This window comes from Chitinophaga sp., from assembly GCF_019236475.1.
GTDB lineage: Bacteria > Bacteroidota > Bacteroidia > Chitinophagales > Chitinophagaceae > Chitinophaga.
In genome coordinates this window covers 99,816-124,323 of sequence record NZ_JAFAIX010000013.1, presented here as the reverse complement: position 1 = coordinate 124,323, position 24,508 = coordinate 99,816, and the positions used below count along the sequence as shown (strand labels likewise).

General features: G+C 42.7%; 19 protein-coding genes, 1 tRNA gene and 2 riboswitches. Of the genes, 10 read left to right on the top strand and 10 right to left on the bottom strand.

The genetic code is table 11. The features are described 5' to 3' along the window. Positions 1–26: 26 nt before the first annotated feature. The 4 genes from JO154_RS22555 to JO154_RS22540 form a co-directional block, all read right to left on the bottom strand. Positions 27–1,133 carry a hypothetical protein gene (locus JO154_RS22555; RefSeq protein ID WP_291950026.1) on the bottom strand — a complete coding sequence of 369 codons (1,107 nt, stop codon included), beginning with the start codon at positions 1,131–1,133 and terminating at the stop codon, positions 27–29. Between the two features lie 5 nt (positions 1,134–1,138). Then, positions 1,139–3,220, bottom strand: a complete 2,082-nt coding sequence (locus JO154_RS22550) for a hypothetical protein (RefSeq protein ID WP_291950023.1) — start codon at positions 3,218–3,220, stop codon at positions 1,139–1,141. A 916-nt stretch (positions 3,221–4,136) separates the two neighbouring features. Beyond that, entirely contained in the window at positions 4,137–5,540 is a 1,404-nt protein-coding gene (locus tag JO154_RS22545) for a hypothetical protein (protein ID WP_291950020.1), read from the bottom strand. Between the two features lie 275 nt (positions 5,541–5,815). After that, entirely contained in the window at positions 5,816–8,182 is a 2,367-nt protein-coding gene (locus tag JO154_RS22540) for a TonB-dependent receptor (RefSeq protein WP_291950018.1), read from the bottom strand. 11 nt (positions 8,183–8,193) lie between these two features. Next, positions 8,194–8,287, bottom strand: a riboswitch (TPP riboswitch). A 607-nt stretch (positions 8,288–8,894) separates the two neighbouring features. Here JO154_RS22540 and ssb point away from each other — a divergent pair. The 5 genes from ssb (at position 8,895) to JO154_RS22515 (ending at position 12,829) form a co-directional block, all read left to right on the top strand. Next, complete coding sequence (ssb, locus tag JO154_RS22535) at positions 8,895–9,305, top strand: single-stranded DNA-binding protein (RefSeq protein ID WP_291950015.1); 411 nt, start codon at positions 8,895–8,897, stop codon at positions 9,303–9,305. Positions 9,306–9,944: 639 nt separating this feature from the next. After that, positions 9,945–10,016 (top strand) — tRNA-Met (locus JO154_RS22530). Between the two features lie 242 nt (positions 10,017–10,258). Continuing rightward, a complete protein-coding gene (gene era / locus JO154_RS22525; protein ID WP_291950012.1) occupies positions 10,259–11,131 on the top strand; it encodes a GTPase Era in 873 nt (290 codons plus the stop codon). 75 nt (positions 11,132–11,206) lie between these two features. Continuing rightward, complete coding sequence (gene der / locus JO154_RS22520) at positions 11,207–12,520, top strand: ribosome biogenesis GTPase Der (protein WP_291950007.1); 1,314 nt, start codon at positions 11,207–11,209, stop codon at positions 12,518–12,520. Positions 12,521–12,607: 87 nt separating this feature from the next. Further along, positions 12,608–12,829, top strand: a complete 222-nt coding sequence (locus tag JO154_RS22515; protein WP_291950005.1) for a hypothetical protein — start codon at positions 12,608–12,610, stop codon at positions 12,827–12,829. Between the two features lie 155 nt (positions 12,830–12,984). Here the strand turns inward: JO154_RS22515 and JO154_RS22510 are convergent, their stop codons facing one another. After that, a complete protein-coding gene (locus JO154_RS22510) occupies positions 12,985–13,857 on the bottom strand; it encodes a transglutaminase-like domain-containing protein (RefSeq protein ID WP_291950003.1) in 873 nt (290 codons plus the stop codon). A gap of 55 nt (positions 13,858–13,912) precedes the next feature. Beyond that, the gene (gene topA / locus JO154_RS22505) at positions 13,913–16,264 is read right to left on the bottom strand and encodes a type I DNA topoisomerase (RefSeq protein WP_291950001.1); all 2,352 of its coding nucleotides are present in this window, start codon (positions 16,262–16,264) and stop codon (positions 13,913–13,915) included. 217 nt (positions 16,265–16,481) lie between these two features. Here topA and JO154_RS22500 point away from each other — a divergent pair, with 217 nt between their 5' ends. The 4 genes from JO154_RS22500 to JO154_RS22485 are packed head-to-tail and all read left to right on the top strand — an operon-like array spanning position 16,482 to position 19,364. Beyond that, entirely contained in the window at positions 16,482–17,255 is a 774-nt protein-coding gene (locus JO154_RS22500; RefSeq protein WP_291950000.1) for a Rossmann-like and DUF2520 domain-containing protein, read from the top strand. Between the two features lie 36 nt (positions 17,256–17,291). Next, complete coding sequence (locus tag JO154_RS22495) at positions 17,292–17,813, top strand: 3-deoxy-D-manno-octulosonate 8-phosphate phosphatase (protein WP_291949998.1); 522 nt, start codon at positions 17,292–17,294, stop codon at positions 17,811–17,813. 36 nt (positions 17,814–17,849) lie between these two features. Next, positions 17,850–18,791, top strand: a complete 942-nt coding sequence (locus tag JO154_RS22490) for a geranylgeranylglycerol-phosphate geranylgeranyltransferase (RefSeq protein ID WP_291949996.1) — start codon at positions 17,850–17,852, stop codon at positions 18,789–18,791. Further along, a complete protein-coding gene (locus JO154_RS22485; protein ID WP_291949994.1) occupies positions 18,792–19,364 on the top strand; it encodes a Maf family protein in 573 nt (190 codons plus the stop codon). Between the two features lie 136 nt (positions 19,365–19,500). Here the strand turns inward: JO154_RS22485 and JO154_RS22480 are convergent, their stop codons facing one another. The 3 genes from JO154_RS22480 to JO154_RS22470 form a co-directional block, all read right to left on the bottom strand. After that, on the bottom strand, positions 19,501–19,737 hold the full coding sequence (locus JO154_RS22480; protein ID WP_291949992.1) for a hypothetical protein: 237 nt from the start codon (positions 19,735–19,737) through the stop codon (positions 19,501–19,503). Positions 19,738–19,884: 147 nt separating this feature from the next. Continuing rightward, positions 19,885–21,069 carry a homoserine dehydrogenase gene (locus JO154_RS22475; protein ID WP_291949990.1) on the bottom strand — a complete coding sequence of 395 codons (1,185 nt, stop codon included), beginning with the start codon at positions 21,067–21,069 and terminating at the stop codon, positions 19,885–19,887. A gap of 58 nt (positions 21,070–21,127) precedes the next feature. Continuing rightward, the gene (locus JO154_RS22470; RefSeq protein ID WP_291949987.1) at positions 21,128–22,306 is read right to left on the bottom strand and encodes a PLP-dependent aspartate aminotransferase family protein; all 1,179 of its coding nucleotides are present in this window, start codon (positions 22,304–22,306) and stop codon (positions 21,128–21,130) included. Positions 22,307–22,483: 177 nt separating this feature from the next. After that, positions 22,484–22,599: riboswitch (SAM riboswitch) on the bottom strand. A gap of 132 nt (positions 22,600–22,731) precedes the next feature. Between JO154_RS22470 and JO154_RS22465 the strand changes: the two genes are divergently transcribed. After that, complete coding sequence (locus JO154_RS22465) at positions 22,732–24,027, top strand: DUF2851 family protein (RefSeq protein ID WP_291949986.1); 1,296 nt, start codon at positions 22,732–22,734, stop codon at positions 24,025–24,027. Between the two features lie 47 nt (positions 24,028–24,074). Here the strand turns inward: JO154_RS22465 and JO154_RS22460 are convergent, their stop codons facing one another. Continuing rightward, positions 24,075–24,482, bottom strand: a complete 408-nt coding sequence (locus JO154_RS22460; protein WP_291949975.1) for an OsmC family protein — start codon at positions 24,480–24,482, stop codon at positions 24,075–24,077. Between the last annotated feature and the right edge of the window lie 26 nt (positions 24,483–24,508).

The following is a 24,508-nucleotide window of genomic DNA, read 5'->3' as shown; positions in this document are numbered from 1 at the left end:
TAGGTAAGGGCACAGTTTTTAAATTTTTATTTGGGAGATGAATACATAAACTTCAATTCCCAGCTTTCATTTCTCGCATTTACGAATCGAAAGGAATACAGGTTTCCTCCTGAAAGATTACCCACACGCTGTAAGGGGATGCTGATCATATTAGGACCAGGCTGGAGTGTAAGCTTACCTTGTGCAACCACTTTATTCTGCTGTTGCAAGGCAATTATTTCATAATTAACCGCCTGCTCGCCCGACTCATTATTATAAGAACACTTCAAGGTGGTCCCTACCTGCAGGGGCTTGGTAGTACCATTGCGCGTTAATCCTACAAAAGAGGTAAGATCCTCTTCCGTTACCGGAGCTGCCTTCGCCACCCGAAAAGTATGTATATCCGTTTGCGCAGAATATTGACGACCATTCAATGCGGTTACCATCCAGGCATAGTTTACACCTGTATCCAATGTTGGCGCACCAGCAGGATAATTCAGAAATGGTTGACGTAAGGCAGCACCATGATACATCGGGATGTTCTGCTGTATGGCATCAGCTGGCACCTGACCAGGCCAGACAGCCACTACGGTGATATCGTAATTCAAATCACTATACAGATTCAACGGGGCAGGGGGAATCCAGGTAAATGCCGGAAGTGACGTTTGAAGCGTATCTTTATCCACTGGTAAGTTCAGTATAGGTGGACTTACCGGCTCCACTACAAATCTGATACAATCTTCAGTCCCAGGAGCCACTGTCTTATCACGATCTACAACTACACTATAGCAAATAATATATTTTCCGGGTAGCAACATGGCATTCGGACGCTGATCCTGCACCGGCAATAAATACTCGGTAGAAATGGGCTGAAAATCCGCCAGATGCAGCATAGTAGCACCGATCGGTAATTCGACTAAACGTGTAATGCCAGTCATCACACCCTGCCCGGTTACTGCATCTGTTAAACGCATGATCACCTTTACATAAGATTTGGTTTTGTTGGCATTTGTCAGCAGGATATTCCAAAGCTGGGACTGCTGCATAATTCCGGCAGGTGGCACCTGCGGCGCTATTGCTACCTGGGCTTTAACTTTCAGCATCGCTGTTACAATAAGCAATGCCGCAAAAAATGGGATTCTTAGGTACTTCATAATAATTAAAATATCTTGGTATAGGTAATTCGTCCGGTATTATTTGACACCAATTGCTTCGCAGATCCTGGCATATAACGTTTCTCCGCTCTGCCACTGATTTCACCAACATATGGAATGATAAACCTCAGGTTCATACCATAGCCATATTGGGTGATGTTATATTTAGATTGATAATTATGTTGTAGAGACGCGCCTGCCTCCAACCATTTCAGCGCCTTCCAGCTTACATCTCCAGTATTGCTGTAAAGGTTATAATCAGCTGTCAGCGAGGCATTAAACTGGCCGGTGATAGTGAATTTTTTCAGAAAAACTGTTTGGCTGCCAGTAACATTGCGACTGTTATAATAAACAAATGAAGTATCCGTCTGCTTATTATAAAAACGAGAGTACATCAGCATGCTGTTCATCATTATACTTTTGTACTTGTAATTGTAAACAGCAGTGCCGGAGAGGGTATTAAAGATTTGCTGGGTGAAATTGCCATCACCCAACTTTACTAATTGTGATGTTGGCTGATAGGCTAGCGTTACAACCGGCAACTTAGGTATACGCATAGTTACCTGCAAACTCTTGAAGATAGTGTTACTTTCAAACACTGCCGGCTCATAAAAAGTGGCATAGGTATTTTTACGCAATGCACCTGTTACCGTTAACTGACGTTTAAAGAAAGGCTGCTCTGCCTGCAATGTCCAGGCGGTCTGCTGTGAACCGGTAGTATACATACTGAATGATTGAAAGTCGCCCCCCATGCGTTTATACATACCACTCAGTTTTATAGCTGCGCGCGGCACAACGGTTTCGGCACCAACGCTCCATGCCTCATTTGTATGACCGGAAAAATTCAGCATACTGGAAACGTTATTCTGTCCGTGTACACGTCGGATATTATAAGGTAGGGATGACTTCGCCACTTCGCCGGTAATGAATGTCTGACGTCCCAGGCTCCACTGCCCCTCCAGCGACACACCCATGAGATGATTATCCACTTTCACAGCCGAATCCAATGGTATTGCATTTGCACCATACAATTCCTTTTTCCCCATGTAATAGGTGAGATAGATATGACTGGATTCTTTTTGGCCAACGCCGGCTCTTATCAGGTTAATATATTGAGGGGAACGCTTTTCTTTTACAATAAAATTCCGGAAAGTATAGTCGACGGAACCACTGGCTACAGCCAGGTACCAGGATGGATTTAACTCCAGTTGTACACCGGTAATACTGATGTTTTTTGCCGTGAGCTCAGAATAATCAACCATCGCTCTGCCTATACCTACACTACGTATAGCCAGTAAGGTTCTATAATTCCTGGGCAATACCGTATCCGGCAGATTCATCGCATCCAGCGCATCAATGAGCTCTTTATTATTTTTGCTATGCTGCAACACATCCAGTAGCTGCACTTTCTCAGCGCCTATTTTCGCATTCAGTTTATCATACTTTTGTTTAAGTTTTGCATACTTATCCTGTAAGGAGTCTACCTCTGCCTTATACCGGTTACCTTTTTCCAATAAGGCCATGTATTCAGCATCTTTTTCACTCAACGGCTTGACAATACCCAATGCAGAATCTCTTTTCCAACGGAACATAAATTCTCTGGCCTCCACTATCTTTTGCTGGTACGCTTCGCTATTATAGTGTGTATGTACACCGGATATCTGCATACGGAGACTATCCATTAAGAGCTTCATCTTATCAGCATCCAGTTGTTGTTTATACTTTGAAACGACCCATCTGCGTGCATTCATCAATAACTGATTTTTGAAATCACTGCTATGATAAAATAATCTCGCCCCGGTCAGATTCCTGAACAGCGATGAGTTTCCCTGTTGTGTACTGAAAGCAATCCGAAACGGATATTGATCCTTTACAGTAACAAGGAGATTTGTCTGTAAGATATGTTGATGGATATCCCGCTCTGTAAATGGCGTATCAACATTCGACTGGTAAAAGAAATCATAGGTAACATTCCCCTTTATATTCAATAAAGGCGGCTTTGGTGGCGGCACATACACAGGTTTTATCCTTGGGCGGGAAGCTACTAAATCCACGTGTTGAACAGGCCCATAAAGCATTATCTTCATAGCCTCCTGCATCTTACATCCTTTGGAAATAAGAATATAGGCAGAATCAACAGGTATGCTACCTGGCAGCTGCTGCTGCGCAGAAACAGTCAGGCAACAAAATATAAGGGCCCCAACATGGACAATTTTCTTCATTAGTACACTAAAACATTTCATTCGTTGCTACTTTTGAATTCTTTTAGTGGCGCTACTAATCTCATAGACATAGGTGTGCATAACAACAATGTTATTTGGATAGATTGCTAACACTTGATCATTTCCGTTAAATAAGCCTTCTTTTAGGAGGAATGCATAACAACATGACAACTGTATTAATAATGATAATAAAGGTGGATAGTCATGGGGATACTACATAATCATTATGCTGTCCTTTTCGGGCATAAGATGGCCTCACGGGCCTGTCTGACAGCATTCAATATTAGGTATACCGCACTGATATCTCCTTGGATTTTCTCTTTGTTCCACAATACAAAACGCTATATGACCACAGTAATACAGACTCTATTGACCAGGTATAGGGGACAAGGGCGTATTAAAATGACAATTTGCTCTTGTGACAGTTATTATCAATGCAAAATTATATCACCTGTATATCATCCACAATACAACTAATATTTCATTATTATCATTTTTTGACAGTTGAAAATATCATGTTGAAAATAAATAGCAGGAATACTAAAGTGTGGCTTTACTATAGGGGTAAAACATACAAAATATTTTTAAGGGTAAACAAACATTAAACCAGACAATCTGTTGAACCGATATAGTTATCGCGATTGTTCTGCAATGTACATTTAAACGATCAAACAACAATTTTTAAATCCAACTCGATAAGAAATTTGGATGTAGTTTTAAAGGAATGCCGGTTTACTCATTGCATTAAAAACAGGACATTTCCTGAATGACCATAAGTGTTTTAAAAATTATACCCCATCCTTAATTTCACCGGATCCGTTCTTGGAATATGACTATTATATAGAAAGTCAAATAACAAACTCACATCTCCTTTCACTTTCGAACTAACTTTATATTTTTTCTTGATCCCTAATAATGCACTTTGTGTCCATGAGGCAGGATTAGGGATATTGGTAGTGACCTGAATGGGTTGGTAATTTTGTTCATATCCGCCATTCAGGAAGAAGGTATTTTTCAGTTTCCAGTCGATAAAGGAACGGAGACCGAGCCCTTCACTACTGAAGCCGATGTGATTAAATCCCTGGCCTAATCCCAATTTATAGGCCATACCAAAGCCTGCGATACCATTCTTATGGAATTTGTAGCCGATTTGAGCCGCGATATCACTGGTGGTGGGGTAGAAGTTCGTATTACGCTGGAACTGGATATTTCCGCCGTATTCGAGTCTTTGTACGAATCGTTTGGCTTTCATCTCATTTGGCTTGAAATTGGGTATTTCGCCAGCGTTATCCAGATCGGGGAAATTCTTTTTAAGATCATTCATTTTCGCGCGTGCTTCTGACATAGAGGTGCTGACAGCCTGAGATGCATTGGGGCCACCGCCAAGTCTTTGTTGGATGACTTGTTCCACTTGGTTACGGGTTTGTAATCCTTCCAGGTTGGGGGTACCTCCGTTAGCGCCAGCACCGGTGCCCAGTAAGCTGGCGAGGTAACTATTTTTGGCCATGAAATCGTTATAGGCAGGTATTTTCTGCGCTATTTCCAGGGCTTTCTTTTCTATTTTTTTATGATCACTGAAAGTTTCTTTCAGGTCTTTTACCTGTTGTGCATAATAGTAGGCTTCTTTGTTAATGCTTTTAAGGCTTCCGGCGAGTTCCGGTATTTTTCCTAATTGTGCATTCAGGAGTTGTCTGCGGGATTGAATAAATGATTTTGCTTCATTCAATATCGCCAGTTTATCCTGTAATGCGGTCACGGATTGGAGACTACTGTTAAGCTTTGGCAATTGAACGCCTTGTGCTTGTTTGAGGAAACTGAGTGTGTTGAACAGCGAATCTGTACTGAGGTTGTTGCCTAATAACTTTTTGCCTGGAATATGATCAGCTTTTGATTTCAGTTTATTTTTCAGAGAAGCGAATTTCTCCTGGCTTTGGTCGAACATTTTTCTGGCAGCGGAAGAGTCGATTTTCATCATACCTTTATTCATCTTCTCCTCATACTTGGAAAGCCGATTAAGTGCTTTCTCTGTTCTGCGGGTCAACTGTCGGTTGAGTACATCTGCTTTTCGCTGGACTGTACTATAATATTTATTGGGAATATCTATGCTCTTCTTTAATAAACTATCCTGTGCTTTGGCACGGGTAAGGCATACAGTTAAAAGAATGATCAGGTATACGGGTCGCATTAAATAAGATTAATATTTGGGTAAATGGATGTGGGCAAATATAGAGAAAGAATTCTAAGGAGATAGGAAAAAGGGTATTGGGTGGATAGGAGTACTGTATTGAACTGGAGTAGAAAATAATAAAGTTATCAAGGGAAGATGGGAAGATAGCTTTGCCTGGGGATGGGACGGAGCAATTTTAAATTTTTTTTGCTTTCCCTGTGATTTTTTGCCAATAAATGCGAATAATAATTCAGTAGTGAGATGACATTTGCACCTCACTACTGTTATTACTCTTAGAAACCAATATTTAACCCGACAAAGAAGTTAAATCCTGCCATTGGGTAGTAATAGTTATCTGGGACTACTTTCCCATTAGCATACATACCATATGTACTGCCATTGGGTTGATAGAGATTGTTGAAGATATTATTCAACATCAGTTGCACGCCTAATTCGCGGAATAAAGGTTGTGGAATGATGTAGTTGAATCGCAGGTCATTTACATAATAAGGATCCAGGCTACTTTCTTTGTTGCCGGTGTTATCCATGTATTGTCTGCTTACGTATTTACCTACGAGGTCAATATTCAAGTTTTTAATTGGTTTGGCGCTCAGTATATATCCTCCTACGAATGCAGGGGAGAAGGAGATATCTGTTTTGCTGAATTGCAGTGTATATGGTTTACTAGCTGCGTCGTAATAAATTGCGGCGAAGTCCAGCACTTTATTTTGGCTGAGGGCAGCATTCGCGGAGAGGGAGAAAATGTTATTGAGTTTTACATTTCCTTGGATCTCTACACCGAGGCGATAGCTTTTAGGAATATTGGTACGTACATAAGCACCTACATCATTGAGTTGACCGGTTTGAACCAACTGATTTTTGTAGTTCATGTAGTACACATTACCCTGAATGGAGGCGATGCTGTTGCTCCAGTTGTATCCAGCTTCGAGGTCGCGGAGTTCTTCGGGTTTAGGTTGATTTGCACCGATATTGGATTCAAAGTCGGTACGATTGGGTTCCTTATGTCCTACTGCGAAAGAGGCGAATAATCGGTTATTGGTATTGATGAAATAGTTGATACCCGCTTTAGGATTGAAGAAATTATATTTCACGTGTGGCATATAAGCTGGAGCTGCATCAAAACCGTTCATGTTATACTGTACATTGCGGTATTGCATGTCCACAAATAATTGCAGGGCAGACGTGATTTTATATTGTCCTTTCCAGTAGATATTGAAATCATTTTTATCTGCGGGGAAGCGACTGTATTCATGGTCTTTATCAATACCAGTATATGCCCAGATGATCTTATTATAATGTTGTCCTTCGTAGCGGTTCCAGCCGCCACCAAGGCTCCAGTTGAAGACATTACCGGTGCGGTTTACAGAGAAGATACCGCCATAGAAGTAGTTATCCAACCAGAGTTGACGAACAAGATCTGTGGTGTCAACAGTTGCGCCATTGATATGTACAGGTGCCAGGCCGTAATCCGCGAAAGCCTGGTTCGCTTTGTACTGCTCATAGTATCCGCGACCACGAGTGAGATGGCCGGCAACGTTGAAGTTCAGATGTGAATTAATTTCCTGGTTAAGGAATAACTGGTAGTGATCCTGTTGGTAGTTATCGGTTTCGTTATTATATGGAGTACCGGGTTTTTCTGTACCAGCAGAATTGTAAGTGCGATCTGTTGCCAGCAATGCTTGTGGAACGCCATTCCATGCCTGATAGGTTTTCTCCTTTCCAGAGAAGACATTCAGTCGAATAGCGGTTTTCTTGGAAATATATGCTGCCGATGTATAGAATGATTTCAGGTCTGATGTGGCGCGATCAATGTATCCATCTGACGATATTTGTGAGAGGCGTGCATCAATGGTGAAATGATCATTGATTAGTCCGGAACCTGCTTTAACAGTATGTTTCCAGCTATTGAAAGATCCAAAGCTGTTGTTGATGTCGCCATAGGCTTTGTCGTGGAATTCGTTGGTGCTAAGATTGAGTGTTGCGCCAAATGCACCAGCGCCATTGGTAGAAGTACCTACACCACGCTGTAATTCAATGCTGCTAACAGAACTGGCAAAATCAGGCATATTCACAAAGAATGTTCCTTGTGATTCCGCATCATTGATGGGAATACCATTGACAGTAACATTGATGCGTGTAATATCAGAGCCACGCACACGCATACCTGTGTAACCAATGCCTGTACCTGCATCAGAGTTGGTAACAACAGCAGGCAGTTGGTTCAGTAATATGGGTAAGTCCTGACCAAGATTCTCTTTTTTGATTTCTTCGGCAGACAGGGTACTGTTGACAAAAGGAGAGTTTTTTCCTGCACGGAGACTGCTGATTTCAACTGGTTTTACAAATAAACCAGTTTCTTCCAGGCCAATATCCTGCTTGGTGTTGTCCATGATGTCAATAGGGAAGGAATATGCTTTGAAGCCTAAATAGGTAGCCTGTAACTTGAAATTACCCTTCTTTTTCAGGTGGATGCTGTAATGCCCTTTGCTGTCAGTCAGTGTGCCTTGTTGGTTGATGGATACGGATACCCCTTCCAATGGTTGGCCGTTGGTTTTGTTAGTAACGGTACCGGTTACAACGGATTGTGCTTGTAAAGTGCCTACTGTACCCAGTAGTACCCACAACAGTAACTGTTTCATGTATGTGTATATATTAACTATTTTCACTTTCCTAACCAGCATTACCTGGTCCAGGTTCTTTGGGTGTGATCTCAGCCTGAAAGTAAGGCACCCCATGTGAAAGCGGCTGAAAGGCCGTTTCCGATACAAAGGTATGCAGGTCTAACGAAAAAAATAATAATTTTTTCAAATACTTGGGTTTAGCTGACCATAATGACCCTGTTCAGCTTTGTATTGGACCTTCGGTTTTGGGTTGATGTTTCTTCCTTTTGTATAGAAGCTTCCAGTTTTATATAGGAGCATTCAGGTTTATATTAGGAGCTTCCAGTTTTGTGTAGGAGTGTTTTCCTTTAGTACAGAAGCATTTAGTTTTATAATAGGAGCTTCCAGTTTTATATAGGAGCGTTTTCCTTTAGCATAGGAGCATTCAGGTTTATATTAGGAGCTTCCAGTTTTGTATAGGAACGTTTTCCTTTAGTACAGAAGCATTTAGTTTTATAATAGGAGCTTCCAGTTTTGTATAGGAACGTTTCCTTTAGCATAGAACCATTCGGTTTAATAGTAGGAGCCTCCAGTTTTGTGTAGGAGCGTTTCCTTTAAGTATAGAAGCATTCAATTTATATAGGAGCGTATATAAGGGCAGATAGCCATGTGAAGTATTCCTATCGCTTTTTCAGTCAGAAAGGTACCATTCCCGAAATGTATTGTTTAACCCTTTTAATCTTTTACAGAAATGATTAAACTACAATTGATCGGCCATTTAGGTCGGGATGCAGTACTTAAAGAAGTAAACGGTGTATCCGTGTTGAATTTCACAGTAGCCGCCAATGAACGATTTAGGAATGCCGCAGGTGTATTGCAAGAGCGCACTACATGGGTCGACTGCTCCTTATGGGATCGACTGAACATGGCACCCTACCTCTTACAGGGTACTATGGTGTATTTAGAAGGATCACCACGTGTAGACGCATATATCAGCAATAATACAGGTGTATTGTCTGGCGCCTTACATCTGCGGGTAGCCACTATACAACTGCTTAGTCGCAAGGACGAAGAGAAACGGAAGGCTACTGCCTCCAACATCCCTCCACTACCGGAAGGTATACCTGAGCAGGAAATGCCCGCAGACGATCTTCCGTTTTAAGAGCAAGATAGCCTGACGCTGAGGTTTTGATGCATGATTTGTGGTTATAGTCAATTTCAAAGTCACAAGGCTGCAGACTGTGAGCTGAAGCTTATGGCCTGTGCCTTGTGGCTATTATCAATATCGGTTATCTATTATGTATTATCTATTGTTGGATGGCTATTGCTTTATCTCTTTATAGGGATTTCAAATTGACGATCACTATAATTTGATCTCTTTTGCTTAAATTCTAATAGTAGGTGGCGCCGTTCTTTGATAAGTATAATTTGACCTCTAATGCTTAATTCGAATAGTAGGTGCCTCCGTTCTACGATCTGTAAAATTTGATCTCAAAATTCAATAATCGGATCTCCATGGTTTGATCTCCATCATTAGATCTTACTTGTGACGGTGCCATTAACTAGGGTTTAATTGCTTTAATAGGGGCTCTTTAGTTTGATCTCTTTTATTCCACCAGTTTTATTTTTAAGACCCTGTAATCATTAGTCAGATATCCTCAATGCCTTTACTGTGGCTCATTTATGTGGTTTATTATATAGCTATTATATGCTATGAGTCATGCAATTATGCGTGATTTATCCCTATTTATTTAAAATATATTTGGTGCTAATTGAAAAAGCCCTATCTTTGCACCCTCATTGCGAGGTAGAGCAGAGGTAGCTCGTCGGGCTCATAACCCGAAGGTCAGTGGTTCGAATCCGCTCCTCGCTACAAACAGATGTCATGTGCATCAAAGAAACAGAGCCGAAGAAATTCGGCTTTTTTTATTACAGGGAGTTCTCACAGCGTTTTTCTCGCATAGATACACCGCCGCGTAGATACAAAGATGATTGAACGGGACTTTTCCCGGGAAACAATACTGGCAACAAGGATTTTTTGATGGATATTTGAGTAAAGATTACACCTTACTCCTTTGCGCCTCTACGGGTAACAACACACAACTAAACAGGGATATGATGCATAAAGCAGGTTTTGTAAACATTTTCGGTAAACCCAATGCGGGGAAAAGCACACTGTTAAACGCTATCATCGGCGAGAAACTGGCTATTATTTCACCCAAGGTGCAAACCACCAGGCATCGTATTACCGGCGTTCTTACCGAACCCGGATATCAAATCGTATTTTCCGATACTCCCGGAATAATCGACCCTAAATACAAACTCCATGAAAAAATGATGGGCGCTGTAAAATCAGCACTCGAAGATGCAGACGTTGCTCTGCTCATCATGGACGCAAAAGATAACCTGGAAGAAAACCTAGAACTCTTCAGCTCCCTTAAATTAAAAGTACCTACCATCCTCGTCATCAATAAAATGGATAACCTCCTCCAAGAAGATGTGGATGCCCTGGTGAAAAAATGCCAAGAATGGGGTAAAGCCAAAGCTGTCGTTCCTATCTCTGCCAAACAAGGCAAAAATGTGAAAGACCTCATGGCTGCCATCGTTAATCTGCTCCCAGAAGCAAACCCATTCTATCCAGAAGATACACTAACGGACAAGTCTACACGCTTTTTTGTGGCAGAAATGATCCGTGAAAAAATCTTCCAATTATTCGAAGAGGAAATCCCTTATCATACTACAGTAATCGTGACGCAGTTCCAGGAAAAGGATACACTCACAAAAATTACTGCTGAAATAATTGTTACCAGAGAATCACAGAAAGCGATTATCCTTGGCGAAAAAGGAAAATCTATCCGTGAACTGGGAACAAGAGCCCGTCAGGATATTGAGAAATTTATCGAACGCAAAGTATTCCTTGAACTGTTTGTGAAAGTAAGAGGAAAATGGCGCGATAATGATCTCTTCCTGAAAGAATACGGGTACTGATTAATAAATTCCTGGACAGCAACAGTGCCGTCACAGGTGATTACGACAATCAATTAATTATTAAAAGAGATTATCATGGCTGGATTTACTGTTGCCATCGTTGGTCGCCCGAATGTGGGTAAATCAACATTGTTTAACCGCCTGCTGGAACAACGCAAGGCGATTGTGGATGATCAGAGCGGTGTTACCCGCGACCGCCAGTATGGTGTGGCTGATTGGAATGGAAAAACTTTCAACGTAATTGATACCGGCGGATTCGTTGCCGGAAGTGATGACGTTTTTGAACGTGAGATTCGCAAACAAGTGAAAATCGCTATGCAGGAAGCAAACGTCCTGCTGTTCTTGACAGATTGTACTACTGGTATTACTGACCTGGATTCGGAAGTAGCTGACCTGTTACGCCGTAGCTCCAAACCAGTATACCTGGTTGTAAATAAAGTGGATAACCAACAACGCGCCCTCGAAGCTACTGAATTCTACAGCCTCGGCTTCGAGCACGTATTCTTCCTCTCTTCTATGACAGGTAGCGGTACTGGCGAACTCCTTGATGAGGTAGTAAGTCATATCACGGATGATATGGGTGATGCTTCTATGGAATCAGATATCCCTAAAATTGCGATCATCGGTCAGCCTAACGTGGGAAAATCTTCCCTCCTGAATGCACTGATTGGTGAAGAACGTAATATCGTGTCTGATATCGCTGGTACTACCCGCGATACAATCCACACACACTATAACATGTTCCAAAAGGAATTCATGCTGATCGATACGGCTGGTATCCGTCGTAAAACGAAAGTGCAGGAAGACCTGGAATTCTATTCCGTAATCCGTGCCATCAAAGCCCTGGATGAGGCGGATGTAGTAATGCTCCTCCTGGATGCTGAAAAAGGTATCACCGCGCAAGACTTGAATATCTTCAGTCTCGCTGCAAGAAAAGGTAAAGGAGTTGTGGTGCTGGTAAACAAATGGGATCTCATGGAGAAAGCCACTAATACAGCGCGTGACTACGAGAAAGAACTCAAAAAACGCCTGGCTCCATTTTCTGACGTACCTATCATCTTCACGAGCGTGATAGAAAAACAACGTATTTTCAAAGCTATTGAAGTGGCATTGGAAGTATATGAGAACCGTACCCGCAAAATTCAGACTTCTAAACTGAATGACGTGATGCTGAAAGCAATTGAGGCATACCATCCTCCAGTGGTGCGCGGTATTCCTATCAGAATCAAATATGTTACCCAGTTGCCTACGCATACGCCTGCGTTTGCCTTTTTCTGTAACCTGCCAGATGATGTGAAAGCGCCTTACAGAAATTACCTGGAAAACCAGATCCGTACTAACTTTGACTTCAGAGGAGTACCAGTTAAAATATTCTTCAGAAAGAAATAATTCGACCAGTTGTAGGTATAAAAATTTTGTAATTTAAAATTATTCTATACCTTTGCGCCGGTTTTAAAAAACTATAAACAACACAAAATGAAAAAAGTATTTGTATTCGCAATCGCTGCTGGTATGTTCTTCGTAGCTTGCAATGGCGGTAAATCTGCTACCACTGACTCTACTGCTACTACCGTTGACACTATGGCTGCTCAACCAGTTGCTCCAGTTGCTGCTGATAGCGCTGCTCACGTTGATACTGCTGCTCACGCTCCAGTTGATACCGCTGCTAAAGCTGCTCCAGCTCCAGCTGCTAAGTAAGAGATTATTTATTGATAATATCTTTCTTGCAAGAAATTGAAAAGCTCATCGCTCTGCGGTGAGCTTTTTGACTTTTAGGATGCTTCGTAATCTTAATGGCATAAAAAAAGACCGGTTCATCGAACTGGTCTTTTTTATATATCTTCTATTTATTATCAATCATCTAGCAAACTGCACAAATTCATCAATTCCTGCTGCCTATAGGAGTCCTTTTCTTCCCGGAAACACTTAGACAGCTCTTCCAGCAACAACTGTATAATTCGCTTATTAGATTGTGGCTTGAAGAAAGAAGGCATCGATGGCACAGATACTCTCTTCAAATAGGTATCCACATCCTGTTGGGTGTAAATCTGCCCCTGGATCGGATCTATGAAGAAAAGAATCCGGTAGTCATCCGGCTCTATAGGCTCTGAAAAATCCACAAAGGTGTCGAAATACGCCAGGATAAACTGCCGGGGTATATTCACCGCATAAACAGGCAAATCCAGCATATTACATAATGCCTGATATATTATCCCGTTGGTATACGGGTTCCCCTTCTTGGATTCTACTACCTGGTTAATGAAAAACTGATTCTTCCGCTGATAGGAGATTTCTTCGCCCTTTAAACCGAAGTAGTTATAAATCATGCTGTTGAGCACGTTTATCTGCTCCAGTGGAGTGAGATAGTTGTTCAGTTCCAGCCAGATATTCCGTTTAATACGTTCTATTTCAGTATTTATCTGTCCGGGTACCAAATCAGGAAACTGATAGCGGGCAGTGAGAATAGCTCCCTGAAGGAGATCCTGTGACTCAGAAATGCTCCATTCACGTATGGCGACTTGTAAATCCTGGTAGTGCACACGATGAATGAGCAACTCTATTCTTTCCTGTATAGATTCGTCGATTGTATTCTCCCACAGATTCTCCAAATTTGGAATAATATCCTTACCGTACAGCAATATCTTGCTGGCAACGGTATCGAATACTTCCTGATCCGGATCATCCAACAGGTGGAACAAAGCGTTTATTTCTCTGTTTTCGTGCATGTCAACTGTGTAACAATGGTCAATCCCTTCGCCAGTTCCATGAAAATGGCTGTTATTAAGCCTTTTTCTTCCTTGGCGGAGCTTTCTTCTTAGGCGGATTTGCTTTGGCTTCTTCAATGATCGCCTTGGCTTCTTCCACGGTGATGTCTGCTGCGTGATCTATCCTTTCTTTAGGAATCTTGAAATTCTTCAGTCCTTGTTTGATATAAGGTCCGTAAGGGCCTTTCAGAATCTGGATTTTCTCTTTCTCAAATACTTTGATAGTACGCTCGTCTTTGGCAGTACGTTTTTCTACGATCAGCGGGGCTATCTCATCCAGTTCCACTGTGTAAGGGTCCATTTCCTTTTTGAGGGAATAGAATTTCTTGTCGTGCTGTGCGTATGGTCCAAAACGACCAATATTAATGATGACATCGGAATCTTCGAATTGTCCGAGGTTACGAGGCAGGCGGAATAGTTCCATCGCCTCATCCAGGGAAATCGTTTCGATGCTTTGTGTAGGTTTCAGTTTTGCGAAGCGTGGCTTCTCTTCATCTTCTGCCTGACCGATTTGGATCATTGGGCCATATCTACCCATACGGGCAACGATAGGTTTACCAGTAGATTCTTCAACACCCAACTGACGTTCCCCTTTTACGCGTTCTGCTTTTTCCAGGGTGTTTTCTACATCCTTATGGAAAGGTTGGTAGAATTCTGCCAGCATTTTGTTCCAAATCTTACGGCCATGGGCGATTTCGTCAAATTCTCCTTCAATTTTGGCAGTAAAACCATAATCCATTACGGAGTTGAAGTATTGATTGAGGAAATCTGTTACGATCATACCCAGATCTGTTGGGAACAATTTTGACTTTTCAGCACCAGTGTTCTCACTGTCGGTCTGTTTGGTGATTTTATCTGCTTTCAGACTAAGGATACGGAAATCTCTTTTCACGCCTTCTTTATCTCTCTTTTCTACGTAACCACGTTTCTGAATAGTGGTGATAGTAGGAGCATAAGTAGAAGGACGACCAATTCCCAGTTCTTCCAGTTTTTTAACGAGACTAGCCTCAGTATATCTTGGCGCAGGACGGGAGAAACGCTCGGTAGCTTTCATTTCCTTCAGGTCCAGTGACTGTTTTACGGCCAATGGAGGCAAGGAACCTTCCTGACTGTCATCTTCATTTACATCTTCATCGTCATGGCCTTCCATATATACTTTCAGGAAGCCGTCGAATTTCAGCACCTCTCCGCTGGCGGTCAGCTCTTCATGATTGGTGGAAATATCGATTTTAGCGATGGTCTTTTCCAGTTCTGCATCGGCCATCTGGCTAGCGATGGTACGCTTCCAGATGAGTTCATACAGCTTACGGGCATCCGCGTCATTTACAGTGGTATTTTCCATGTAAGTAGGACGGATGGCTTCGTGCGCTTCCTGGGCCGACTCATTCTTATTCTTGAACTTTCTATGTTGGTGGTATTTCTCTCCGTAGTTACCGGTGATCGCTTTCTGGATATCAGCTAAGGCAGTATCAGACAGGTTTACGGAGTCCGTACGCATATAGGTGATGTTACCGCTTTCATATAACTTCTGCGCGAGCAGCATCGTTTTGGAAACGCTGTAACCCAGTTTGCGGCTGGCTTCCTGCTGGAGCGTAGAAGTAGTGAAAGGTGCTGCGGGAGATTTCTTCCCTGGTTTCACCTGAATATCCTTCACGGTGTAAGCCGCGCCTACACATTGTTGCAGGAATTTCTCCGCATCTTCTGCGGTCTTAAATTTATTAGGACCTTCTGCTTTAAAGGAAATGCTCTTACCATTAATATCTTTACCGGTGAACCAGGCTTCTACCTTAAAAGTACTTACCGCATTGAATCCATTGATCTCCCTTTCTCTCTCCACAATCAATCGAACGGCAACAGACTGTACACGGCCGGCAGACAATGAGTTACGCATACTCATTTTACGCCAGAGTACAGGAGATAATTCAAAACCTACAATACGATCCAGTATACGGCGGGCCTGTTGTGCATTCACGCGATCCATATCCAGCTTACGCGGATGTTGAACGGCATTTTCAATGGCAGGCTTGGTGATTTCATGGAAAACAATACGTTTAGTATTTGTTGGATCGAGGCCCAAAACCTCGCACAAATGCCAAGAAATGGCTTCTCCCTCACGGTCCTCATCCGTTGCTAACCATACCTCATCGGTATCTTTGGCTAGCTTCTTCAGGTCTTTTACAACCTTTTCCTTATCTTCCGGTATAACATATTTAGGCTTGAAGTTATTATCGATGTCAATGCCCATGTCATCCTTCTCAAGGTCACGTATGTGACCAAAGCAGGATTTGACTTCAAAGTCCTTTCCCAGAATCTTTTCAATGGTTTTGGCCTTTGCTGGGGACTCAACTATAACTAAATTTTTTGCCATGTATGCTTCTTTAATATGCTGCTAAATACGCAAAATTTCGTAAAATAATAGGTATACGAATTCTGCAAGTATATAAAAGTACCTTGAAAATAAAAAATAAGGTACGCGATTGCGTTAAAATCAGTTGTAATGTAATGAAAAAAACGGGTACCGGCGCAAACGCTGTATATTGGCGGTCTGAATCCCTGTTTATCTACCATCAAATAAATTAATATTAATGGATATTGTAATAGTTGGTACCGGAAACATTGCTCATTGCTTCGGACATCTGCTTAAGCTGCATGGTCATCAGGTGTTACAGATTGTAGGTCGAAATCCGGCCCATGCCGCTGAACTGGGAGACCTCCTCCATGCGCCCTACACCACCGACCTGCTAGATATAAATATGGAGGCTGATATGTACCTACTGGCAGTTTCCGATAGTGCCATTCCCCTATTAAACGACGAATTGCGCCTAGGACGACGGATGGTGGCTCATACTGCTGGTGCTGTGCCGTTGAGTGCTATCTCCCGTATATCTACTAACACGGGTGTTATCTATCCGCTGCAGTCCATTAGAAAGGAATTGAAGAATTACCCTCCTATACCCATTATGCTGGAAGCGAGTAACGATGAGGTTTTAAAGAGACTCCAAGCCCTCGCGCAGAGTATCGCCTCTCGCATCACGGTGACAGACTCCCACCAGCGCCTGCAATATCATCTTACGGCGGTCCTTTGTAATAACTTTACGAACCACCTGATTGCTAGGGCTAAGGCATACTGCGAAAAAGAAGACCTGGACTTCACACTCCTGCAACCCATCATCAGGGAGACCTTCGACCGACTGGAGAAATTCCCCCCAGAATCGGTGCAAACAGGTCCTGCGATTCGTCAGGATGAAGCCACCATGGAATTACATCGTAACCTGCTGGCTGGAGATGAATATCTCCAATTGGTCTATAGCGTACTGTCGGACAGTATTTACAACTTCCATGAAAAGTCTAGTAAATAACAGTCTAATCCATAATTCGTATTTTCGCCGCCAACTATGAATATATTATCGCTTTTTAAACCGGTGACTACATTTGTACTGGATGTAGACGGTGTACTCACGGACGGTACACTCCAATTATTACCGGGTGGGGAAATGTCCCGCAAAATGAATATTAAAGATGGCTATGCCATGCAACTGGCTGTGAAAAAGGGTTATCGCGTGGTGATTATTTCAGGCGGTAAGTCTGAAAGCGTGGTAAGTCGCCTCCAGGGGCTCGGTATTAAAGATATATATGTAGGCGTGCAGGATAAAAAAGAAAAACTGCAAGACTACGTATTCGAAAATGATCTCCGCTGGGACGAAATCCTCTATATGGGCGATGATATTCCAGACTATGCGCCCATGCAGTTGGTAGGTCTAGCCACCTGCCCTACAGATGCGGCTCCTGAGATCAAAAGCATTTCCAGGTATGTATCCCCGTTAGGTGGTGGACAAGGTTGTGTAAGGGATATTATGGAAAAAGTACTCAAATTGAACGGCCACTGGCTGCTGGATGAAGGAATTGCATCCAAATAACTGTACATCTCACTACAATTATTAATTATTGATCCCATGAAACTCTGGGCTGCTTTTTTTAAACTGGTAAGATATCCCAATCTATTATATATCGCACTTACCCAGTTCCTGCTGCAGTATTGTGTAGTAGCGCCAGTACTGGAAAGTGCTGGGGAGGAACCGTCCCTGTCAGTAACCCAGTTCGTTTTACTGTGCCTATCTACCGTATTCGTGGCCGCTGCCGGTTATATTATCAACGATTATTTTGATATCAATATCGATATCGTGAATAAACCGGACAAAATGGTATTGGATAAGGTGATCAGTCGCCGATGGGCGATGGCCTGGCATACCATTCTGAATATGACAGGTGTGTCCCTAGGTTTTATCGTGGCCTGGAAAACAGGACAGATCTATCTGGGTTTCACACAGGTGGTTTGCTCCCTGCTGCTGTGGTTTTACAGTACCTCTTTTAAAAGACAGGTATTGATCGGAAATGTTGTCATCTCCCTACTCACTGCCCTGGCAGTTGTAGTAGTTGGCTTCTACGAAAAACAAATTTATCACAGCTTCGAAGCGATTATGTCGCCAGTAGGACGGAAACTCATCCAAATCATTGGGGTATATGCCCTGTTTGCGTTCATTATATCTATGGTCCGGGAAATTGTAAAAGACCTGGAGGATATGATCGGCGACAGTAAAGACGGCTGCCAGACCATTCCTATCATCTGGGGAGTACTACCCGCTAAACGTCTTTGCAATTCGTTGTTGTTGATTTTAATGATCACCGTAGTGATGGTGGAAATAAGGGTAGGGCTGTTTGGTTGGTTTACAGCCATCGGTTACTTGGTACTGTTTGTGCAGGCCCCATGCGTATACGTATACCTGCAACTGAAGAAAGCCACCACCGCAACAGATTATCACAAAGTCAGTTCCATGGTTAAACTGATTATGCTGACAGGTATTTTATCAATGATCTTTTTCAAAATATTGCTATAAATGTATACAGGTTCGCCGGTAATACTGGCCTCGCAGTCGCCCAGACGCAAACAATTGATGGAACAGGCAGGCATTCCTTTCGTTATTAAAGTAGCTGATACAGATGAATCTTTCCCTGATACCATGCCTATCTCGGAAGTACCGGTGTTTATAGCCCGACAAAAAGCCATCGTTATTCAGGCGATTTCCTCTCCGGAAGAAATTGTAGTAGCTGCGGATACCGTGGTAGTACTGGATAATACCATCATCGGCAAACCGCAGGATCGCGAAGATGCTATTCGTATCCTCACTGCCCTCAGCGGCCGTGAGCATCTGGTTATAACGGGGGTGGTTATACGTAGAGGCGATAAGGAAGTGGCTTTCTCCAAAGAGACTGGCGTCTTCTTTAATCCGCTAACACCCGAACAGATTGCCTATTATGTGGATAATTACAAACCTTATGACAAGGCAGGCGCATATGCCATCCAAGAATGGATTGGTGCAGTAGCCATAGACCGTATCGAAGGATGTTTCTATAATGTAATGGGATTACCGGTGAGTAGAGTAGTGGAGGAGTTGGAGCGGTTTGGTTAGGCGTTGTTAGCGCTAATGACTAGTGTCCTTAAATAACCAATACAAAGGTTTAAAATTAAATTTTGAGAGATCGCAAGAAGGTTGTCCCTTTTGCGATCTTTTTTGTTTTATACGTTTTTATAGAGATGATATACCCTTATTTTGTCACAATTATCAAGTCAGTATGTTCTTTGTCTTTATAATTAGACTTCCAATCTTTCAGGTGAGAATGATCATAGTCTCCCTTTATTTTAATCTGACTATGTTCTTCATACGCTTTTTTTAAAAACCCTATTAGATCCTGGATTTCGTCTAGTGTTACTAAAAGCGCGACTTCTGATAATTCTAAAGAAGTTAATTCTTCATCACCTGTTGCATAACCGTAAGCTTTCATATATAATTATACTTCTATTGTTTTTTGGAAAAAAATACGGCGCAGAGAACTGCGCCGCCGTTGGTTGGTTCCGCTATGCGGAAAAATGCATTGCGGTTGGTGTTTGATCGATTTGTTTTCCTTATACTTAATCTTGACAATGCAGTACTACTCTTCCAGTACCAGCAGATTCACATCTTTATTTTTCAGCCAATGTGCATCTTTCAGTTTCTGCAGATTGATGGTACCCACAACATAGCGATAAGTAGCAGACTCATATTTTTCAGAGATATTGAAAAACTCAGTCAGGTCCACTTGATCAGGCGTTTTGTAGCGGAGGTATACTTTCAATTTAACATCGTTGCTGAAAGCAGGCTGATTATTTTGTTTAATTTTTTTATACTCGTAACGATAATTGTAGAGCAGTGCGGAGATATCGGATAATACGGCACTACCAGTTGCGGTACCACCTGCGCCTTTACCTACAAAGAATTGTTTATCTGTGAACGCACTTTCCAGCAAGATACCGTTGTATTCATTGTATACATCGTAGAGCAGGTTATGTTCTTTCACGAGATGCGGCAGCACGAAAGCGTGTACGTTACCGTTGTTGCGGCGACAGTGACCAATCAATTTGATGGTACAGTTGCGGGATTTCGCGAATTCGATATCGAAGTCGTTCAGGTGATGAATACCGAAGTTGAAGACTTCTTCTGGTTTCACGAAAGTACCGAAAGCATGCAGCAGCAGGATAACGATTTTGAATTTAGGATCGAAACCTTCGATATCGAGGGTAGGATCAGTTTCTGCAAATCCCAGGTCCTGGGCTTGTTGCAGGGCTGTTTCGAAGCTGAGATTTTCTTCGAATATTTTAGTGAGAATATAATTAGTAGATCCGTTGCAGATACCTTCTACTGCGTTCAGCAGATCATTATCGTAGTATTCTTCCAGGTTACGGATGATAGGAATACTAGCGCAGCTAGATGCTTCGTAGAGGAAAGGCACTTTATTTTCTGACTGCAATTGGTAGAGGGAAGCCATGTTTTCAGCAATCATACGTTTGCTGGCGCTTACTACCGCTTTACCGTTACGGAGTGCAGTGCTGACGATTTCAAATGCTGCATCAGTTTCGTTGATGAGTTCCACAACCACGTCAATGGTAGGATCTTCGAGGATTTCATTTTTATCCGTAGTAAAGTAACTGCTGTCGATTGGTCTTGCTTTGTTAGGGTCTTTAATGCAGATTTTTTTGATTCTTGCATTAATACCTTTTGTTCTGTTCAAAACTTCGTACAATCCTTGTCCTACACAGCCGAATCCGAAAATACCTAAATTGATGATCTTGTTTTCCATACTTTTTTCAAACTTGTTGCGGTCATCAATCAGCCTTGCAGCTATTTATACCGCTTTTTTATTGTAAAACAGTTATTTGCTTTCCGGCAGGAGAGTTTAATCTGTCCAGTGCCTGTTTAAGGTCATTGATAAGATCTTCCGCATCTTCGATTCCTAGGGAGAGTCGGATGGTGGAGTCCTGCAGACCGGTTTTTTTCCGGAAGTCTTCCGGTATATTACGATGTGTCATAGTGGCCGGATGGGCCAGCATGCTTTTCACGCCGCCAAAGCTTTCCGCGAGTTTAAACAGCTTGGTCGCGTTTACAATGCGGATGGCGTTTTTGATGTTATCGCTTTTCAGGGAGAAGCTCACGAGTCCGCCGTAGTTTTTTTGTTGTTTACGTGCGATGTGGTGATTTTTATGGGTGGCGAGCCCAGGATAATACACCTTATCAATCGCAGGATGTGTGCTGAGCCAGTTGGCCACAGCGGTGGCATTCGCGCATTGTTTTTCCAATCGGAGGGCGAGTGTTTCGATGCCTCTGATGGTGAGCCATGCTTCGAATGGGCTGAGAATACTACCGGAGATATTCTGGTTATATCGTATTTGATCAGCCAATGCTTTGGAATTCGCGACAACCAATCCTGCAATGACATCGCAATGTCCGCTGAGGTACTTGGAAGCGCTATGAATCACGATATCGGCGCCTAGTGTAAGTGGTTGCTGCAGCAGTGGCGTGCTGAAGGTATTATCTACCACTAGGAGGATATTATGTTGTTTGGCGATTTTGCTAACAGATTTGATATCTGTGATGCGCAAAGTGGGATTTGTAGGGGATTCCAGCCAGATCACGCGTGTTTTTGGTGTGATCGCAGCCAGCACTTTATCCATATTGCTGGTGTCTACAAAATTCACTTTGATGCCGAAGCGTTCGAACATATGGTTGAATATCTGGAAGATGCCACCATAGGTGTCTTCCACGGCCATAATTTCGTCGCCAGTTTTGAGTAATTTTAAAACAGCGTCAATGGCAGACATGCCACTGGCAAAGGCGAAACCTGCATAACCTTCTTCGAGGTTGCAGATCAGGTCTTCCAATACTTTCCTGGTAGGGTTGTTGGCCCTGGAAAACTCGAAACCTTTGTTAATGCCTGGTGATTCCTGCACAAAAGTGGACGTTTGATAGATCGGTACGGAAATCGCACCTGTCAGTTCGTCTACCGGAATGCTGTGAATCAGTTGTGTTGCTGTTTTCATTGTCAGAACTGTTTTAATGATGTCAGAATAAGGAAATATATTCTGCAACTTTATCATTAAAAATCAACTTAAACAACCACAAATCCATGAGGGGGTGGGGAGGAGCAAAAAAAAAGCTCTTCCTGGTGTTGGAAGAGCCTTTCAAATATATTTATCAGGTGAAGATTAATCTCTGCCAACTTATCTTTCCCTGGTAATACCAGGGCAGGAATTAGCACCTTTTTCCTGATGATCAATCAGGAAAGGTTGCTAAGGCATCATCGGGCCAGACCCTCCGCCTTTCTGGATAAGTGATGTGTAAGAACTGGGTGCAAAGGTAATGGCACTTATATCAAATTTCCAAATACTGTTTCAAAATTTTTTTTCAGGGAGACACGTTTCCCTACTTTTTCTGACATATTTTCGTATCAACCAACCATATCTGTATGCCTGTTAACCCATTGCTCCCAGAGGAGCTACTGCATTTTATTTGGCAGCACCGGCTGTTTCGTCAGCAACCCTTATTTACCACGGGTGGAGATCCCATTCGGATTTTATGTCCTGGTATTCATAATCATCATGATGGACCTGATTTTTCCCATGCTAGTATTCATATCGGCACCACTCGATGGGTCGGAAATGTAGAACTGCATGTACGTAGCTCCGATTGGTACCGGCATCTCCATCATCATAATCCAAAATATGTTAATATCATCCTACATGTCGTTTTTGTGGATGACAAGGAAAAACAACATTTTCCAGCGCCTTGCCTGGAATTGCAGGAGCATATATCGAAATTGATGTTGCGGCATTATTCGGCCTTGAAAAATAATACGGCCTTCATTCCTTGTGCAGGCCTAGCTTCCAGGGTGCCACCATTGCATTGGATGGCATGGGAAGAACGCCTGTTGGCGGATCGTTGGGAGCAAAAAATGCAGCAGTGGCAGCAGTGGTTAGTGGAAACACGGTATAACTGGGATGAACTCTGTAACTTCGTATTGGCGGAGGCGTTCGGGCTTCCTCAGAATGCGGCTACCATGTTGCAATTGGCCCAATCGATTCCTTGGAAATTGCTACTTCGTTATCGACATGATTTGCAATTGACAGAGGCGTTATTGTTTGGTCAGGCGGGCATGCTGGACATAGAACATCCAGATGGCTATACGCAAGCACTACAACGGCATTATTCCTGGTTATGTCATAAACATCAATTGACGCCGATTCCTGGCTCCAACTGGAAATGGCTGCGGATAAGACCTTCCAGTTTCCCCTCTATGCGTATTGCCTGCTTTGCAGCGCTCTTGCACAGACATCCGCGTTTATTTGCCGGGCTGTTGGATATCACTACTGTTGCCGCTTTGCAGGAAATCTTTTTCGTAGAGCCATCCCCGTATTGGCGAACGCATTATCGTTTGAGTGGCAGCGAGCAGGCTACCACGGCCACTATCGGGCAGCAAGGGGTCAATAGTATCATTATCAATGCCGTACTGCCATTATTGTTTTTCTATGGCCAGGTTTGTAATTCCTATTATCGGCGACAATTAGCCCTGGAATGGCTATTGCAGTTGCCCGCAGAGGATAACAAGATCATAAAAGGATGGAAGAAAATTGGTATATATCCACACAATGCCCTCGAATCTCAGGGATTATTACATTTAAAAAAATATTACTGCAATGAGAAAAAATGCCTGCAATGCGCAGTAGGAGCAAGATTGATGATGAAGGAAGGCATCACAGTGTGAAGATTTAGGGAGACACGGATACGTCGGGAGTCCGTGTCTCCCTGGAATTACCAGTTAAACACTACATTTTGTACGATATCTGGATGGATGCTTTTCGCCACTGGGCAGGTCATTGCGGCTCTTTCCAAGATGGTTCTATCTTTCTCTTCAAGACCGTTGCCGGCAGGCATATCAAAAGTAACATCGATGCCTACAATACGGCGAGGCTCTGTACCCATAATTTTCTTGATACTTACCTTGGTGCCTTCTATTTTCCATTGGTTATCCCTTGCTTTGATACCCATGATGGTGAGCATACAGGAACCGAGGGCGGTAGCCACCAGGTCGGTAGGGGAAAACTTTTGGCCAAGTCCGTTGTTATCAACGGGAGCGTCGGATTCAATGATGGTGCCAGATTGCAGATGAGTGGCTACTGTGCGTAATTCTCCTTGGTATATAATTTCAGCAGTTTGCATGTTATATGTTTTGATTTTATTGCAAG